Annotated in this window: 13 protein-coding genes; 4 read left to right on the forward strand and 9 right to left on the reverse strand. The window is 72.7% G+C overall.

Features of this window, described 5'->3' with window-relative positions:
• Positions 1 to 12: 12 nt before the first annotated feature.
• From ACRAKH_RS07450 to ACRAKH_RS07470, 5 genes are all read right to left on the reverse strand, one after another.
• Complete coding sequence (locus ACRAKH_RS07450) at positions 13 to 1,248, reverse strand: beta-ketoacyl-[acyl-carrier-protein] synthase family protein (protein ID WP_380722145.1); 1,236 nt, start codon at positions 1,246 to 1,248, stop codon at positions 13 to 15.
• Positions 1,245 to 1,484, reverse strand: a complete 240-nt coding sequence (locus ACRAKH_RS07455) for an acyl carrier protein (protein ID WP_033437259.1) — start codon at positions 1,482 to 1,484, stop codon at positions 1,245 to 1,247. The genes ACRAKH_RS07450 and ACRAKH_RS07455 overlap by 4 nt, the downstream gene beginning before the upstream one ends.
• Before the next feature lie 61 nt (positions 1,485 to 1,545).
• Complete coding sequence (locus ACRAKH_RS07460; RefSeq protein ID WP_380722143.1) at positions 1,546 to 2,523, reverse strand: beta-ketoacyl-ACP synthase III; 978 nt, start codon at positions 2,521 to 2,523, stop codon at positions 1,546 to 1,548.
• Positions 2,520 to 3,470, reverse strand: a complete 951-nt coding sequence (locus ACRAKH_RS07465; protein WP_380722141.1) for an ACP S-malonyltransferase — start codon at positions 3,468 to 3,470, stop codon at positions 2,520 to 2,522. Before ACRAKH_RS07465 ends, ACRAKH_RS07460 begins: the two co-directional genes overlap by 4 nt.
• Positions 3,471 to 3,643: 173 nt before the next feature.
• Positions 3,644 to 4,819 carry a PucR family transcriptional regulator gene (locus ACRAKH_RS07470; RefSeq protein ID WP_447009702.1) on the reverse strand — a complete coding sequence of 392 codons (1,176 nt, stop codon included), beginning with the start codon at positions 4,817 to 4,819 and terminating at the stop codon, positions 3,644 to 3,646.
• Between the two features lie 118 nt (positions 4,820 to 4,937).
• Here ACRAKH_RS07470 and ACRAKH_RS07475 point away from each other — a divergent pair, with 118 nt between their 5' ends.
• Both ACRAKH_RS07475 and ACRAKH_RS07480 read left to right on the forward strand, forming a co-directional pair.
• On the forward strand, positions 4,938 to 6,452 hold the full coding sequence (locus tag ACRAKH_RS07475; protein ID WP_380729089.1) for an alpha/beta hydrolase: 1,515 nt from the start codon (positions 4,938 to 4,940) through the stop codon (positions 6,450 to 6,452).
• A gap of 202 nt (positions 6,453 to 6,654) precedes the next feature.
• Positions 6,655 to 7,434 carry a mechanosensitive ion channel family protein gene (locus tag ACRAKH_RS07480; protein WP_380729091.1) on the forward strand — a complete coding sequence of 260 codons (780 nt, stop codon included), beginning with the start codon at positions 6,655 to 6,657 and terminating at the stop codon, positions 7,432 to 7,434.
• A 117-nt stretch (positions 7,435 to 7,551) separates the two neighbouring features.
• On the opposite strand, the gene ACRAKH_RS07485 is transcribed toward ACRAKH_RS07480, so the two are convergent.
• Positions 7,552 to 8,799 (reverse strand): phytase, encoded by a 1,248-nt coding sequence (locus tag ACRAKH_RS07485; RefSeq protein ID WP_380729093.1) that lies wholly within the window; start codon positions 8,797 to 8,799, stop codon positions 7,552 to 7,554.
• Positions 8,800 to 9,012: 213 nt separating this feature from the next.
• On the opposite strand from ACRAKH_RS07485, the gene pnuC reads away from it, so the two are divergent.
• Positions 9,013 to 9,642, forward strand: coding sequence for a nicotinamide riboside transporter PnuC (gene pnuC / locus ACRAKH_RS07490; protein WP_380729095.1), 630 nt, complete (start codon positions 9,013 to 9,015; stop codon positions 9,640 to 9,642).
• Between the two features lie 10 nt (positions 9,643 to 9,652).
• Here pnuC and ACRAKH_RS07495 read toward each other — a convergent pair whose 3' ends face one another.
• From ACRAKH_RS07495 to aceE, 3 genes are all read right to left on the reverse strand, one after another.
• On the reverse strand, positions 9,653 to 10,885 hold the full coding sequence (locus ACRAKH_RS07495; protein WP_380729097.1) for an ABC transporter substrate-binding protein: 1,233 nt from the start codon (positions 10,883 to 10,885) through the stop codon (positions 9,653 to 9,655).
• On the reverse strand, positions 10,882 to 12,903 hold the full coding sequence (locus ACRAKH_RS07500; RefSeq protein ID WP_447009703.1) for a substrate-binding domain-containing protein: 2,022 nt from the start codon (positions 12,901 to 12,903) through the stop codon (positions 10,882 to 10,884). Before ACRAKH_RS07500 ends, ACRAKH_RS07495 begins: the two co-directional genes overlap by 4 nt.
• A 161-nt stretch (positions 12,904 to 13,064) precedes the next feature.
• Positions 13,065 to 15,815 carry a pyruvate dehydrogenase (acetyl-transferring), homodimeric type gene (aceE, locus tag ACRAKH_RS07505; protein WP_380726596.1) on the reverse strand — a complete coding sequence of 917 codons (2,751 nt, stop codon included), beginning with the start codon at positions 15,813 to 15,815 and terminating at the stop codon, positions 13,065 to 13,067.
• A 294-nt stretch (positions 15,816 to 16,109) separates the two neighbouring features.
• Between aceE and ACRAKH_RS07510 the strand changes: the two genes are divergently transcribed.
• Positions 16,110 to 16,541 (forward strand): DUF3052 domain-containing protein, encoded by a 432-nt coding sequence (locus ACRAKH_RS07510; RefSeq protein ID WP_380726598.1) that lies wholly within the window; start codon positions 16,110 to 16,112, stop codon positions 16,539 to 16,541.
• Positions 16,542 to 16,627: the final 86 nt, after the last annotated feature.

Genomic DNA, 16,627 nt, shown 5'->3' on the forward strand with positions numbered 1-16,627 from the left:
CGTAGACGTCTGTCAGGCCTGGGTGAAGACGAGCGAGACGTTGTGCCCGCCGAAACCGAACGAGTTGTTCACCGCGGCGACCAGGTCGATCTTGCGCGGCTCGCCGGTGACGACTTCCAGCTCCACCTTCGGGTCCTGGTTCTCCAGGTTCAGCGTCGGCGGCACGATGCCGTCGCGGACCGACAGCAGCGTGGTGATCGCCTCCACCGCGCCCGAAGCGCCCAGCAGGTGGCCGTGGTTGCCCTTGGGCGCGGTCAGCACCGGGTGGTCGCCGATCGCGCGGCGCACCGCCAGCGGCTCGATCACGTCGCCCACCGGGGTGGACGTGGCGTGGCAGTTGACGTGGCCGACGTCGGCCTTGTCGACGCCCGCGACCCGGATCGCCTTCGCGATGGCCCGCGACTGGCCGATCCCCTCGGGGTCGGCCGCGGTGATGTGGTGGCCGTCGGAGCTCGTGCCGACGCCCGCGAGCTTGCCGTAGATCCGCGCGCCGCGGGCCCGGGCGAAGTCCTCGCGCTCCAGCACCATGATCCCGGCGCCCTCGCCGAGCACGAACCCGTCCCGGTTCACGTCGAACGGGCGCGACGCGCGCTCCGGGTCGTCGTTGCGGGTGCTCATGGTCCGGGCCTGGATGAACCCGGCCATGGTGATGGTGGTGATGCACGCTTCCGCGCCACCGGCCACGACCACGTCCGCCTCGCCGGACTTCAGCATCCGGTACGCCCAGGCCAGCGCCTCGGCGCCCGACGCGCACGCCGACACCGGCGCGTGCACGCCCGCGCGTGCCTTCAGGTCGAGGCCCACGTGCGCGGCCGGACCGTTGGGCATGAGCATCGGCACCGTCAGCGGCGACACCTTGCGCAGCCCGGAGGCCTCGATCAGGTCGTCCTGGTCCAGCAGGGTCATCGCGCCGCCGATGCCGGTGCCGATCACGACACCCAGCCGTTCGAGGTCGACGTCGTCCTCGCCGATCCCGGCGTCCGCCCACGCCTGGCGCGCGGCGACGACCGCGACCTGCTCGCAGCGGTCCAGCCGGCGAGCCTCGACCCGAGGCAGCACCTCGGTGGGCTCGACCGCCAGCCGCGCGGCGATCCGCACGGGCAGGTCGAAGCGCTCGGCGAAGCCGCCCACGAGCGGCGTCACGCCGCTGCGGCCGGCCAGGAGCGCGTCCCAGGTGGAGGCGACATCGCCACCGAGCGGGGTGGTGGCACCCAGCCCGGTGACGACGACGTCGTTGCTACTGGTCATGCGTTGCTGGCGATGTAGTTGACCGCATCGCCCACGGTCTTGAGGTTGGCCAGCTCGTCGTCCGGGATCTTCACGCCGAACTTGTCCTCGGCCTGCACGGCGATCTCCACCATGGACAGCGAGTCGATGTCCAGGTCGTCCACAAAGGACTTGTCGACCGTCACGTCGGCCGCCTCGACGCCGGCGACCTCCTCGACGATCTCGGCGAGCCCCTTCTGGATGTCCTCGTTGCTCACTGAAAATCCCTTCCTTCTTGCTTCGCCGGCTGGGTCGTCCCACCGGAGTCTGGAATAGCGGTCACGGCAGCCGGACGACCTGTCCCGCGTAGGACAGGCCGGCTCCGAAGCCGACGAGCAGCGCCACGTCACCGCTGCGCACCTCTCCCGCCGCGCGCATGTGGTCCAGCGCGAGGGGGATGGAGGCGGACGAGGTGTTGCCGGAGTCCACGATGTCACGTGCGATCACGAGGTCTTCACGGGCACCCTTGGCGCGCAACCGCTTCGCGATCGCCTCGATGATCCGCAGGTTCGCCTGGTGCGGCACGAAGACGTCCACATCGGACACCTCCAGGCCGGCCAGCTCGATCGCCCTGAGCGCGATCGGCGCGATCTGCGTGGTCGCCCACCGGAAGACCGACTGGCCCTCCTGGAAGATGAACGAGGCCCGGTCGGCCACGTGGATCATGTCGACCAGGTCGCCCGCGCTGCCCCAGGACACCGGGCCGATGCCCGGCTCGTCGGACGCGCCGACGACCGCCGCGCCCGCGCCGTCCGCGAAGATGATCGCGGTGGACCGGTCGTCCGGGTCGACCCAGTCGGTCAGCTTCTCCGCGCCGATGACCAGCACGTTGTTCGCCGTGCCCGCGCGGACCAGGTCGGACGCCGTGCCGAGCGCGTAGCAGAACCCGGCGCACGCGGCGTTCAGGTCGAACGCGGGCGCGCCCTTGATCCCGATCCGGTCGGCGACCTGGGCGGCCGCGTTGGGGATCTGGGACGGCATGGTGCAGGTGGCGACGACGACCGCGCCGATGTCGGCCGGGGTGAGCCCGGCGTCGGCCACGGCCTTCGCGCCGGCCTCGATGGCCATGTCGACGAGCCGCTCGTCCGGCTTCGCCACGCGGCGGTTCGCGATGCCGACCCGGTCGCGGATCCACTCGTCCGAGGTGTCCATCCGCAGGCTCAGGTCGTGGTTGCTCACGATCGTCTCGGGCTGGTAGCTGCCGAGGCCGACGATGCGGCTGCCGGTCGGGCCGGTCGGCGTCGAGAAGGTGGTCACTCGGCCACCTCCGCCCGCGCGGCGGTGATCATCTCGACGACCTGGTCCAGCTGGTCGGGGGTCTTGAGGCCCAAGGTGGGGGTGCCCTTCAGTTCGCGCTTGGCCAGACCGGTCAACGCGCCGGCGGGCGGCAGTTCGACCACCGCGGTCACGCCGTGCTCGGCCAGGGTTGCCTGGCAGGCGTCCCACCGCACCGGGCGGGTCACCTGGGAGATCAGTCGGCTCAGCACTTCGGCGCCGTCCGACACGACCGTGCCGTCGGCGTTGGACAGCAGCGGCAGGGCGGGGTCCTTGACCACGATCCCGGCGGCACGGGAGCGCAGCGCGTCCTCGGCCGGCGCCATGTACCGGGTGTGGAACGCGCCCGCCACCTGCAGCTTGCGGGTCTTGGCCCGGCCGGGGGGCGCCGCGATGAACTCGTCGAGCGCGTCCAGCGGACCGGCGGCCACGATCTGGCCCGCGCCGTTGCGGTTCGCGCCGACGAGGCCCAGCTCGTCGAGGCGCGCCAGCACCTCGTCCGGCTCGCCGCCGAGCACGGCGGCCATGCCGGTCGGCGTCAGCGCGCACGCGGCGGCCATCTCGGCGCCGCGCACGGCGGCCAGCGCGACCGCGTCGTCGGTGCTCAGCACGCCCGCGATGGCGGCGGCGGCCAGTTCACCGACCGAGTGGCCCGCGATGATCGTGTCGGCGGGCAGCTCGACCCGGCGGCGCAGCTCCTCGTAGGCGAGCAGCGCGAGTGCGACGACCAGCGGCTGGGTGACCGCGGTGTCCTTGATCTCGTCCGCGTCGGCGGTGGTGCCCAGGCGCGCCAGGTCCAGGCCGGTCGCCTCGGACCAGGCGCCGACGCGCTCGGCCGCCCCCTCGACGTCGAGCCAAGGGGTGAGCATGCCGGGTGTCTGGGACCCCTGTCCGGGGGCGAGGAGCGCGATCACCCGCTCACTGAACACGTTTTCGGTGGCCCGCACTGATGCCGCCAGAGACGAAACCGGGGACCAGGCTTTGTAGGGTCTCTACAAATGTGACTCCACGATGAACGTAGAACAACGTCGCGTGTTGTGGAGCCCGGCTCAAACCGGACATGCGTCGTCCGTCACACCCGCCCGAGGGTCGCCGAACCGGGTCACCAGAGGCCGCGGGCACGGGCCAGCCGCCCCACGGACAGTGCGACCCTCAGCACCAGAGCGTCACGGGGGTCGTTGGCGTTCCGACCCGTCAGCTCGGTCGCGCGCCGCAGCCGGTAGCGGACGGTGTTCGGGTGGACGAACAGCTTCCGCGCGCACGCCTCCAGCACGCCCCCCACTTCGAGGAACGTGTCCACGGTCTCCAGCAGCGAGCCGCCCGCGTCCTCCAGCGGCCGCGCCACCCGGTCCACGAGCTGCCACTCGGCCTCCGGGTCGCCGGCCAGCGCGCGCTCCGGCAGCAGGTCCAGCGACCGCACCGGGCGCGGCGCGGCGGGCCACCCGACGACCGCGCGCAGCCCCGACAGCGCGTCGCTGGCGCTGCGGTGCGCCTCGGCCAGGCTCGTCACGGTCGGGCCGGCCACCACCGGACCGGGGCCGAACGCGTCCGAGACCCGGACCAGCGAGTCGCTCCGCTCGGTCTCCCCGCCCAGCACCACGACCAGCCGCGAGCCCTGCACGCTCAGCAGCACCGGCCGGCCGATCCGCGCGGCCCGGCTGCGCACCTCGAACACCACCGCGGGCGGGTCGTCCGACGGCGGGTTGCCCACCAGCACCGTCGCCTCCGCCGCCGGGTCCCAGCCCAGCGCGGTGGCCCGCGACAGCAACGACTCCTCCGCGTCGCCACGCACGATCCCGTCGACGACCAGCGCCTCCAGCCGGGCGTCCCACGCGCCGCGCGCCTCGGCCGCCGCCGCGTACGACGTCGCCGCGGAGAACGCGATCTCCCGGCCGTACCGCAGCACGCCCTCGCTGAGCAGGGCGCGCTCGGCGTCGTTCTCGGCCAGCTGGGGGAGCTGCTGCTCGAACAGCTCCAACGCGATCCGCACCAGCTCCACGGTCTGCCGCAGGCTCACCCACCGCGAGATGTCCTTCGGCGCGGACCGGAACGCCTCGGCCGTCAGCCGGATCGCCTGCTGCGGGTCGGTCAGCCAGGACACGAACCCGGCGACCCCGTTCTGGATGAGCAGCAGCACGCCCGCCCGCTGGTCGGCCGGCATCCGCCGGAACCACGGCAGGCGCTCCTCCATCTCGGCGACGCTCGCCGCGGCCAGGTCGCCCGACGCCCGTCGCAGCGTTCGCAAGGTGGCCCGCGACAGCGCGGCCGAGCTGGTCATACCGCCAACGATCGCACGGGCCCGACCGGCGGACACCAACGAGTGACACAACCTGACGCTCCGCGCCGGCCGTCCTACGGTCGGTGGCGGTCCGGACCGGCTCGTCGGGAGGGTGCACGTGCGCAGGTACATGTCAGTCGGCCTGGTGGTGGCCGCCGTGCTCGCGACGGGGGCCGCGCCGTCGTTCGGCACGGCCCGCAGCGACCCGCTCGCGGAGTTCCACCGCCAGCAGCTCACGTGGACGGCGTGCGAGGACGGGCTGGAGTGCGCGGAACTCGTGCTGCCGCTGGACTACGCGCGGCCGGCGGCCGACCGGATCTCGCTCGTCGTCAGCCGCAAGAAGGCGGCGGACCCGACGCGCCGGCGCGGCATCCTGGTGCTCAACCCCGGCGGGCCCGGAGGGTCCGGGCTCGGCATGCCGACGTTCCTGGCCGGCACCGAGGTGGCCAAGGTGTACGACCTGATCGGGTTCGACCCGCGCGGCGTGGGCGGGTCGACCGCGCTGACGTGCCACACCGTGCCGCTCGACGTGGCCACGGTCGACACCCGACCGGATGATTCCGAGTTCCCGAAGTGGGCCGCCGAGGCGCGGGCCGTGGAGGACGCCTGCCAGCGCGCGGCCGGCGGCATCCGGCCGTACATCAACTCCGCCAACACCGCCCGCGACCTCGACGTGGTGCGGGCCGTGCTCGGCGAGGAGAAGCTGAACTACTTCGGCTACTCCTACGGGACGTACCTGGGCGCGGTGTACGGCAGCCTGTTCCCACAGCGGTTGGACCGCAGCGTGCTCGACTCGTCCGTGCACCCGGAGTGGATCTGGCGCGAGCAGTTCCGGGCGCAGGCGGTGGCGCTGCGGCGCAACGTCGAGACGTGGGCGGTGTGGGTCGCGCAGCGGCACGACCGGTTCCGGCTCGGCACGACCGCGGCCGAGGTGGTGGCGTCCGTCGAGCGGGTGGCCGCCGCGCTGGCGGCCGCGCCCGTGGCGGGCCAGACCAGGACGTCGTTCGACTTCGCCGTGGGCGTGGGGGCCCGTTACCGTCCACTGTGGTCCGACACGGCGGTCTCGGTGGCGGAGCTGGGCGCGGGCAAGCCGTCCGAGATCGCCGCGGCCCTGGCCCGGTCGGTGGAGGACGACCTGGTGTCGGGCGTGTTCAACACGGTGACGTGCGAGGTCGACTGGCCCACGGACGTGGAGACCTACTTCGAGGACATGCGCGTCTTCCGCGACCGCTACCCGTACGGCTTCGGCGTCCTCCGGGCGGCCCCGACGACCTGCGCGTTCCGCACGTTCACGCCGCCCGAGCCCGCCGTGGCGCTCAAGCGCGAGGGGTACCCGGTCGGGGTCGTGGTGCAGGCCGAGGGCGACACGCAGACGCAGTACGAGAGCGGCCCGGCGATGGCGAAGCGGCTCGGGCACAACCTGGTCACCGTGCTGGACGAGGGCAAGCACGGCCTCTACGGCGGCGGCAACGCCTGCGTGGACCGGGCCGTCGACCGGTACCTGGTGGACGGCGTGCTGCCGGCCAGCAGCTCGACGTGCCCCGGCGACCCCCGGCCCGACCCCGCCGCCGCGACGTCCGCCGAGCACGTGCGGACCTACCTGGCCGGACGGGGCCTCGCCGCCCGCTCCTGACCCCCGCGGAACGCGAAAACGCCCGGCGCGACGAGCGCGCCGGGCGTTTCCCTCTCCCCGGTCCCCACCGGTGATTCCACTCTGGACTGTCCACGCCGGAATCGCCACGGCAGTCACCCTTTCGTGCCACCACTTCAGGTTGCCGGGTGATGCGCACTGCGAAACGATCTCGACCACAAGCGAAATGCGAAGGAGGGTCGTCGTGGGCTCCCAGATCACCGAAGGACTCGGACAGGCGTGGGCGATGGTGGCCACGTTCGTGCCGAAGCTCCTCGGCTTCCTGCTGGTTCTGCTGATCGGTTGGCTGATCGCCAAAGCCCTGTCCAAGGCGGTCGGGTTCCTGCTCAAGAGGGTCGGCTTCGACCGGCTCGTGGAGCGCTCCGGCCTCGGCGGCGCGCGGTCCCCGATCGACGCCTCCAACCTCATCGTCAAGATCGTGTACTACTTCGTGCTGCTGATCGCCCTGCAGCTCGCGTTCGGCGTGTTCGGCACCGGCAACGCGGTGAGCGCCCTGCTCAACGACGTCATCGCCTACCTGCCGCGGATCGTCGTGGCGATCATCCTGGTGCTGGTCGCGGCCGCCATCGGCAAGGCGCTGAAGGGACTGGTCACCGGCGCCCTCGGCGACCGCCCGTACACCAGGGTCCTCGGCAACATCACGTACGGCTTCATCGTCGCGCTCGGTGTCATCGCGGCGCTGAACCAGCTCGGCATCGCCGTCGCGGTGACCATGCCGGTACTGATCGCGGTCCTCGCCACGATCGCCGGCGTGATCGTGATCGGCGTCGGCGGCGGCCTGGTCCGCCCGATGCAGCAGCGCTGGGAGGGCTGGCTGAACAAGCTCCAGGAGGAGTCCGCGAACATCGCGCCCGCCCCGCGGCGCGCGCAGGAGCCCGTGACGGCGTCCGCCCGCGGCGCCAGGCAGGCGTCCACGATGGACCCGCCGACCCCGCCCGCGGGCATGCCCAGGCCGCCTGCCTGAGCGTCGACCACCCGACGGCCCGCGACACCCAGCGACACCGTCGACGCTCCGAACGCCGGGAGGCCCCGCCCGTGGACTCGAACCCACGGGCGGGGCCTCCCGGCGTCAGGCGTCGGTTCAGTCCAGCTCGTCCAACACGTCTTCCCAGCTCACGTACGCGAACCCGGTCGTCGCCAGGTCGCCCGCGGCGGGCGTGCGCTCGCCGTCGTGCACGACCAGCAGCCCTTCCGGGTAGTCCGGGCCGAGGTCGGCCGTGACGACGTGCGCGCCGTCCGAGTGCTCGACCGAGTCGTTGCCCCGGCCCGCGCCCACCACGAACTCGCCGACGTACTCGTTGCCGTCCGTCCGCTCGTAGGCGACGAACCGCGAGTCGCCCTGGCTGGACGCGATCAGGTAGTCGTCGCCGATGGTGAGGCCCTCGGCGTCCGCGGTGAGGTGCCGGCCGCCGAAGCCGGGGTCCGCGCCGGAGGTGGAGCACTCCTCGGTCTCCGGGTCGTAGGCCTGGGGCACGCCGAACGAGCGGACCTTGTCGACCAGCACGGGCGTGCCGAAGCCGGTGGCGCGCAGCGGGATGCGCCAGATGCCGACGTCCTCCTGCGCCGCGTACAGCACGCGGTGCTCGGAGTCGACCACCATGCCCTCCAGCTGCGGGCGCTCGCCCGGCTCGCCGCACGGCGTCCACGTGCCGCCGTCGGGCAGCCGGAACGACGACGGCAGGTCCACAGTGGACACGACGGTCGTGCCGACGGACCCGGCCGGTCCGGGCGCCACGTGCAGCAGCGCCACGCGGGTCTCGTTGCGGCGGTTGGCCACCACGACCGGCGTGCGGCCGACGAACCCGGTCGCCAGCCCGTAGGCGGTGCGCTGCTCGTCCACGTCCTCCTCCGAGGCGGAGAACACGGGCCGCGCGCCGGGGTCGGTGACGTCCCGGACCACGGCCGCGCCCGCCGCCGCGCCGCGCGCGTCGAGCTCGTAGACCCGGATGCGGTCGCGGCCCCGGTCGCTGACGAACGCCAGGTCGCGGGTCCGGCCGCCGACCGTCGTCCGGCCGAGCACGTCCACGTTGTTGTAGCGGCCGGGCTTGGCGTCCGGCGTGGGCGCGGCGGGCGCCGGGTACGTGCCGAGCGTCCGGCCCGCGAGGTCGAACGCGGCGAGCCCGCCCTCCTTCAGCGTGCCGAGCACGACGCTCTGCCGGGCCGAGCGCGGGTGCACCCAGATGGCCGGGTCGTCCGCGTCGGCGTTCGCCGGCGTGCCGGTGGCGTCGTCCACGAACGCGCGGGTCTGGGTGACCGGCACGACCTGGTCGGGTCCGGGCGCCGAGGCGATCAGCAGCGGCGCCAGCGCGGCGATGAGCAAGATTCGCATTCAGCGGAAGCTAGTGCGCCGCGGTGTACGGCGGCTGAAGTCGGGATGACGCCTGCCCGGCGATGCGGCCGAACGCGTGCACCTGTGCCGTTCGTCACCTCCGGAACAGGGCGGTGCGCGACGATGTTCGACGCCACAGAGAGACCTGCGCTCCGGCGCGCGCGACGTCGGCCGCCCGTGCCCCGGACCAGCCGGTCGGGGATGGAGGACGCGGTGCACGTCTTGATGCAGCAGGGCTTCACGGTGTTCGGGCAGAAGGTGAGCTGGGCCGAGTTCATCGGCCAGGTCTTCGCGCTCGTGGTGGTCTACTTAGCGCACAAGCGCTCGCTCTGGACGTGGCCCGTCCAGCTGGTCTCGGTCGCGCTGCTGTTCGTGGTCTACGTGTCGGCGCAGCTCGGCGGCACGGCCGCGCGGCAGGTGGTGATCGCGCTGATCACCCTCTACGGCTGGTGGGCGTGGACCCGTCGCCGCGACCCGGTGTTCGGCGTCGTCGTCCGCAAGGGCACGGTGAAGGAACGCGTCGCGGTCGTCGCCGCGTTCGTGCTCGGCACGGTCGGCTTCGCGCTCGCGCTCGACGCGCTGGACGCCTCCCGCGCGCCGTGGCCCGACGCCGCGATCTTCGTCGGCACGGTCCTCGCGTTCACCCTCCAGGGCTTCGGCCTGGTGGAGTTCTGGCTGGTCTGGCTCGTGGTCGACGCGATCGGCGTGCCGTTGCAGATCCGGGCGGGGCTGTGGTTCAGCGCGCTCGTCTACACGATCTTCGCCGTCCTGGTGGTGCGGGGCTGGATCGACTGGAACCGCGCCGCGAAGCGTGCCGCGACGGCGGCGAAGACCCCGCTCTGAACCGCTCCCGCTAACGTCCGCCGGCGGCTCTCGCCAGGTCCTCCGCGAGCAGGTCCAGCGACCCGTCGACGGCCTCCGGGTTCTGCAGCGCGTGGTGCAGGTTCTCCTGCATCACGCTGGTCAGCTCGTCGTAGTGGGCGGACGTGGGCCGGGTCCGCGCGCCGGCCAGGCTCTCGCGCAGCGGTCCGAGCCGCGCCGACAGGCCCGGTTCGCGGTACAGCGAGGTGGACGTCGGCAGGAACCCGGCGCGCTCGAACATCACCCGCTGGTTCTCGTCGCCGGTGACGAACTCGATGAAGTCGCGGGCCGTCTGCTGGTGCGCCGAGCACCGGGACACGGCCAGGTTCCAGCCGCCCAACGCGCTGGGGCCCGGCAACGGCGCCGCGGCCCACTTGCCCGCCACCGGCGAGCCCGGCCCGGCCAGCACCGGCCCGGCGTACGGCCAGTTCCGCAGGAACAGCGCCCGGCCGGCCTGGAACTCGGCCAGGGACTGGCTCTCCTCGTACGCCAGCGCCTCGCGCGGTACCCAGCCCTCCGCGATGCCGTCCGCCAGCGCCCGCACGCCGGCCTTCGTCTCGGGCGCGGCCGGGCGTTCCAGGTCGCCGCCGTGCGCCCAGATCGATTCGGCCACGTTCACGACCAGGCCCTCGTACCGCCGGAGCTGTCCCACGTAGCCCTGCAGGCCGCGGCCCGGCGCGAACTCGGTCGCCTGCCGCCTCAGCTCGGCCCACGTCGTCGGCGGGTCGACGCCCTCCTCGGCGAGCACGTCCGCGCGGTAGTAGAGCAGGCCGACGTCGGTGCGCCACGGTATGGCCCACATCCGCCCGTCGACGTGCGACTTCGCCGCCTCGACCGCCCGTGGCAGCATCCGGTCGACGCCGAACTCGGCCGAGTCCAGCGGCTCCAGGTGCCCGGCCGCGGCGAACTCGGCGGTCCACACCATGTCCACGGCCATCACGTCGAAGCAGTCCGCGCTGTCGCGCACGCCCGCCAGGTCCTGGGCGCGCGCGGTCAGCTGGGCGCGGTGAGCGTCGGTGGACGCGGGCATCTGCAGGAACGTCACCTGCTCGCGCAGGGTGGCCCGCTCGTTCCAGCGCTCCACCATCTCGGCGACCTGTCCGCCCGCCGAGGTGTCGCGGCCGTCCACGAACGTGATCGGTCCCCGCCCGAGCCTCGCCTCGTCCTCCACGGGTGTCGTGCAGGCCGCCAGGAGCAGCACCAGCGGCACGAGAACGCGGATCACGTCAGCCCTCCCCAAGCAGCGCGCGCTATGTCGTCCAGAGCGCGTTCCTGGCCCTCAGATGCCCCTGAGCCGTTCGTCGTGGTGATCTCCCGGCAAGGGCCGCCGTGGGCCGCCGCGGCGGCGGAGAGGGCCGTTGAGCCCGCGCACGCCCCGTTCCCGAAGCCGACGGCCACCACCCGGACCGGACCGCTGCCGTCGAACCCGACCGGCGGGATCGCCGCCGCGGCCGCGAGCACCACCACGTTGGCCCCGCTCCCGACGCCCGCCTCCACCACGCCCTGGACCAACGGCAGGTCGATCACCCGGTCGCGGGGACCGGCCAGCCGTCGCACGGCGGTCGCGAACAGGTTCGCGTCGGACGAACCGTCACCGGCCACCGCGATCACCCGCGGCCGGGCCGCCGCCTCCCACGCCGAGCGCACGGCCGCCGCGTCCGGCTCCACCGGCAGCGTCCGCGGCCGGTCGAGCCGCACACCCGGCCGCGCGCCGACGTTCCACGCCACGTCGCGGAAGCCCTCCCGCTTGAACTCCTCCTGCGTCGACGGCGACAGCAGGTGGTCGAGGAACCTGTCCACGATCCGCGCCCGCCGCGGGTTCGGCCGCTTCGGCCGCTCCACTTCCACGAACGGGTGGTCCAGCACCAGCGCGCCGTCCCGCGGGTAGAGCACGCGGCACCCGTCGGTCGTCACCACGGCCTTCTCCGACCCGACCAGGGCCACGTCGCCGACGCACGGCTCGTCGGACGTCGTGCGCCGGGTGATCCCGTGCAGCGCGCGCGGCACGCCCGGCGCGGTCAGGTCCAGCCCGCCCAGCTCGGCGTGCGCCAACGCGGCCGCCGCGGCGACCCCGGCCCCCGACGACGTGTCCACCTCGGCCGGCCGCCGCACGTCCCGCCAGTGGAAGTCGCCGTCCGGCTCCGCGATCCGCGCGGCCAGCTCCTCCGACACGCCCAGCACCACCGGCGTCACCGCGACCCCCGCGCGGGGGTGCAGCGCCACGTCCTGGCGCTGCCACAGCGCCGCCTGGACGGCGCGGACCTCGGCTGTGGAGTCCGGCAGCCAGACGTGCGGCTCGGCGCCCACGGCGGTCAGGTCACCGGGTTGCCAGCCCCGCCCCAGCGCGGCCGCCGCGGCCTCGGCCGACGGGCCGGTGTACACGAGCGTGTCCAGTTCCTTGCAGCCCAACGGGTTGTGCCGGCGCGAGTCGTCCTCGAACTCCAGCGCGAGCCGCCGCACGAGGGCGTCCTTCTCGGCCGACACCAGCACGTTCAGCTGGACCGGGGGAGGGCAGGGCGGCGCGGCGGGCGGCGCGGCGCCGACGGCGTTCGTGACGCCGGCGAACGCCAGCGGCACCGCCAGCAGCGCCCACGCCCGGCGCGGCCAACGCCACCTCGGGCGGCGCTCCGTCGGTTCCCGGGGCGGGGGAGGCGGTGGCGGCGGCCCGCCGTCCGACACGTGCAGCCAGGCGCGCCCGCGGACCTCCTTGACGCTCACGTCGACCGGGCGGAACGAGTCCGGGTCCATCGCCGGGTCGGGCCGGACCACGTCGTCGTAGAGGCGGTCGGAGACGATCAGCGCGAACGACGCCGTCGAGTGGGCCAGGACGTCCCGCACCGGCGCGGAGTTGACCAGCCGGAACGCCAGCGTGACGTCGTCGCCGACCACGCCCCGCTCGTCGTGGTGCACCTCGCCCGCGGTGATCGCCATCCGCAGCCGGATCTGGGCGGTCGGCTTGCGGCTGGCGTTGTACCGGCGCAGCTCGCCCAGCAGCGCGTGCGGCAGACCGCCCACCACCCGGCTCTTCGGCATGTCGGCCGGGACCAGCACCAGCACCCCGTCGCCGCGGTCCTCGTGCTCCGCCGCCGACCAGTCGAGCCCGCTGTCGGAGAACGCGGCCTCCAACGCCGCGTACAGCCCGCGCCGGATCTCCAGCTGCGGGTTCAGGGGCCGCTGCCCGAACGCGGACACGTCGACGACCACGACCGTGTGGTGCAACGCGTGCTGCGGCTGCGAACCCATCCGACCCCTCGTTGGACGTGGGCTGTGCGCCCGAGTCTATGGGGTGGATCACAACGCGCACCGGAACGACCGCATTCCGCGCGGGTCCGGCCGCACTACTGCGGGAACGGGACGGGGGCGGCCCCGGGAATCCCGGAACCGCCCCCGTCACCGCCGGTGGGTCAGGCCAGGCCGGCGTCCGAGGTGGACGGGCCCGCCGCGCTCACGTCGTCGATCCGGTACTTCTTCGCCGCCTGCACGACCAGCGACTGCTGGATCTCGCCGCGCTTGGCCAGCGCGGCGAGCGTCGCCACCACGATCGACTCGGCGTCGACCAGGAAGTGGCGCCGCGTCGCGGGCCGGGTGTCGGAGAAGCCGAACCCGTCCGTGCCCAGCGTGGTCATGTCCGTCGGCACGTACGGCCGGATCAGGTCCGGCACGGCGCGCATCCAGTCCGACACTGCCACCACGGGACCGGCCGCGTCCGCCAGCGCCTGCGTCACGTACGGCACGCGCGGCTCCTGGTCGGGGTGCAGCAGGTTGTGCCGGTCGACCTCGACGGCCTCGCGGCGCAGCTCCGAGTACGACGTCGCCGACCACACGTCGGCCTGCACGCCCCACTCCTCGGCGAGCATCCGCTGCGCCTCGATCGCCCACGGCATCGCCACGCCCGACGCGAGCAGCTGCGCCCGCGGACCGCTCTGCGCCGCCGCTACCTGGTACCGGTAGAGGCCCTTGAGCAGGCCCTCCACGTCCAGGCCCTCCGGCTCGGCCGGCTGCTGGTACGGCTCGTTGTAGACGGTCATGTAGTAGAAGATGTTCTCGGCGTTCTCGCCGTACATCCGCCGCAGGCCGTCCTTGACGATGTGCGCCACCTCGTACGACCACGCCGGGTCGTACGCCACGACCGCCGGGTTCGTGTGCGCCAGCAGCAGCGAGTGCCCGTCCGCGTGCTGGAGGCCCTCGCCCGTCAGCGTGGTCCGGCCGGCCGTCGCGCCGAGCACGAAACCGCGCGCCATCTGGTCGGCGGCGGCCCAGAGGCCGTCACCGGTGCGCTGGAACCCGAACATCGAGTAGAAGATGTAGATCGGGATCATCGGCTCGCCGTGCGTGGCGTACGACGTGCCCGCGGCGGTGAACGACGCCGTCGACCCCGCCTCGTTGATGCCCTCGTGCAGGATCTGGCCCTGCTCGCTCTCCTTGTACGCCAGCATCAGCTGGGCGTCCACGGACGTGTACATCTGGCCGTTCGGGTTGTAGATCTTCTGCGCCGGGAACATCGAGTCCATGCCGAACGTGCGCGCCTCGTCCGGGATGATCGGCACGATCCGGCTGCCGATCTCCGGGTCCTTGGCCAGGTCGCGGACCAGCCGGACGAACGCCATCGTCGTGGCGACCTCCTGCTTGCCCGAACCCCGCTTGACCACGTCGTAGACCTTGTCGCCCGGCAGCACCAGCGCCTTGGACTTGGTGCGGCGCTCCGGCACGAACCCGCCCAGCTGCTTGCGCCGCTCCAGCAGGTACTGGATCTCCGGGGCGTCCGTGCCGGGGTGGTAGTACGGCGGCAGGTACGGGTCGAGGTCCTTGTCCGCGATCGGGATGCGCAGGCTGTCCCGGAAGTTCTTCAGGTCCTCGTGGGTCATCTTCTTCATCTGGTGCGTGGCGTTGCGCGCCGCGAAGTGCGGGCCCAGGCCGTAGCCCTTGATGGTCTTGGCGAGGATGACCGTCGGCTGGCCGTGGTGCTCCACCGCCGCCTTGTACGCCGCGTAGACCTTGCGGTAGTCGTGGCCGCCGCGCTTGAGGTTCCACACCTCGTCGTCGGACATCGGCGAGACCAGCTCCTTCGTGCGCGGGTCGCGCCCGAAGAAGTGCTCCTTGACGTACGCGCCGTCGTTGGCCTTGTACGTCTGGTAGTCGCCGTCCGGCGTCGTGTTCATCAGGTTGACCAGCGCGCCGTCGCGGTCCGCGTGCAGCAGGGCGTCCCACTCCCGGCCCCAGATGACCTTGATGACGTTCCAGCCCGCACCGCGGAAGAACGCCTCCAGCTCCTGGATGATCTTGCCGTTGCCGCGCACCGGGCCGTCGAGGCGCTGCAGGTTGCAGTTCACCACGAAGGTCAGGTTGTCCAGCTGCTCGTTCGCCGCGACCTGCAACAGGCCCCGCGACTCCGGCTCGTCCATCTCGCCGTCGCCCAGGAACGCCCAGACGTGCTGGTCGGACGTGTCCTTGATACCGCGGTCGTGCAGGTAGCGGTTGAACCGCGCCTGGTAGATCGCGTTCATCGGGCCGAGGCCCATGGACACGGTGGGGAACTCCCAGAAGTCCGGCATCAGCCGCGGGTGCGGGTACGACGGCAGGCCGCCGCCCGGCCCCGCGTGCGACAGCTCCTGGCGGAACCCGTCGAGCTGCTCGGCGGACAGCCGGCCTTCGAGGAAGGCGCGGGCGTACACGCCGGGGGAGGCGTGGCCCTGGATGAACACGTGGTCACCGCCGCCGGGGTGGTCCTTGCCCCGGAAGAAGTGGTTGAAGCCGACCTCGTAGAGGCTCGCCGACGACGCGTAGGTCGAGATGTGACCGCCGACACCGACGCCGGGGCGCTGCGCCCGGTGCACGGTCATCGCCGCGTTCCACCGGATCCAGGCCCGGTAGCGGCGCTCCACCTCCTCGTCGCCGGGGAACCACGGCTCGCGCTCGGTGGGGATGGTGTTGACGTAGTCCGTGCTGGTCAGCGAAGGAACGCCGACGTGGCTCTCCCTGGCCCGTTCGAGCAGGCGCAGCATCAGGTAGCGGGCGCGCTGCTGCCCGCCGCCCTTGAGCGCGGCGTCGAACGACTCCAGCCACTCCGCGGTCTCCTCCGGATCGATGTCCGGGAGGTGGGCGGCCAGACCGTCACGGATGACGCGTACCCGCTCGGGGGTGTTCTGCGGGGCCAAGGGATCTCCTCGTTCCGGTGTCTGCTGACTCCATCGTTGCCCGAGAGACATGCTCCCGTCACCGCTACCGGTGAGTAGTTCTGGATCGTGTCTCTCGCGCGCGCGAATAGGAGGTGTGTAGAGCGTGCCTCATGCCGTCGGGGGACCGCATCCGGGGGTACCCGATGCGGCGTGTCTTGAGGGTTACGGTTGCGCGTGGCGGGGCAGACAGTGTTCGCTAGCCGCGACTGGTAGTGACATCGCGCGGCAGTCGTACCCGGCTGCCGCTCTTGTGTACTTGGAGGAGTGGAAGCCGTGGTCGCCGCGGAAGACGCCGGCAAGATCGGTGTCGCCGACAGGCTCGGGATCGAACCGGGCAGCGTGGTCCAGGAGATCGGCTGGGACGAGGACGTCGACGACGACCTGCGCGCCGCGATCGAGGAGCGGGTGGGCGGTGATCTGCTCGATGAGGACTCCGACGAGGTGATGGAAGTCGTCCTGCTGTGGTGGCGCGACGACGACGGTGACCTCGCCGACGCCCTGATCAACGCCACCACGTCGCTGGCCGACGACGGCGTGATCTGGGTGTTGACGCCCAAGACGGGGCGGGCCGGTCACGTCGAGCCGAGCGACATCGCCGAGGCGGTGTCCACCGCGGGGCTCGCCCAGACCTCCAACATCACGGTCAGCGGTGACTGGTCGGCCACCAGGCTCGTCGCGCCGAAGTCGGCCAAGGCGAAGCGCTGACGGAACGGGCGCCGACCGCCATGCCCTAGGCTCGACGGCGGGCTCCTCGATCGGGTGGAGCCCGTTCTTCGGGTTGCGCCGGCGAC

This window comes from Saccharothrix hoggarensis, from assembly GCF_052936025.1.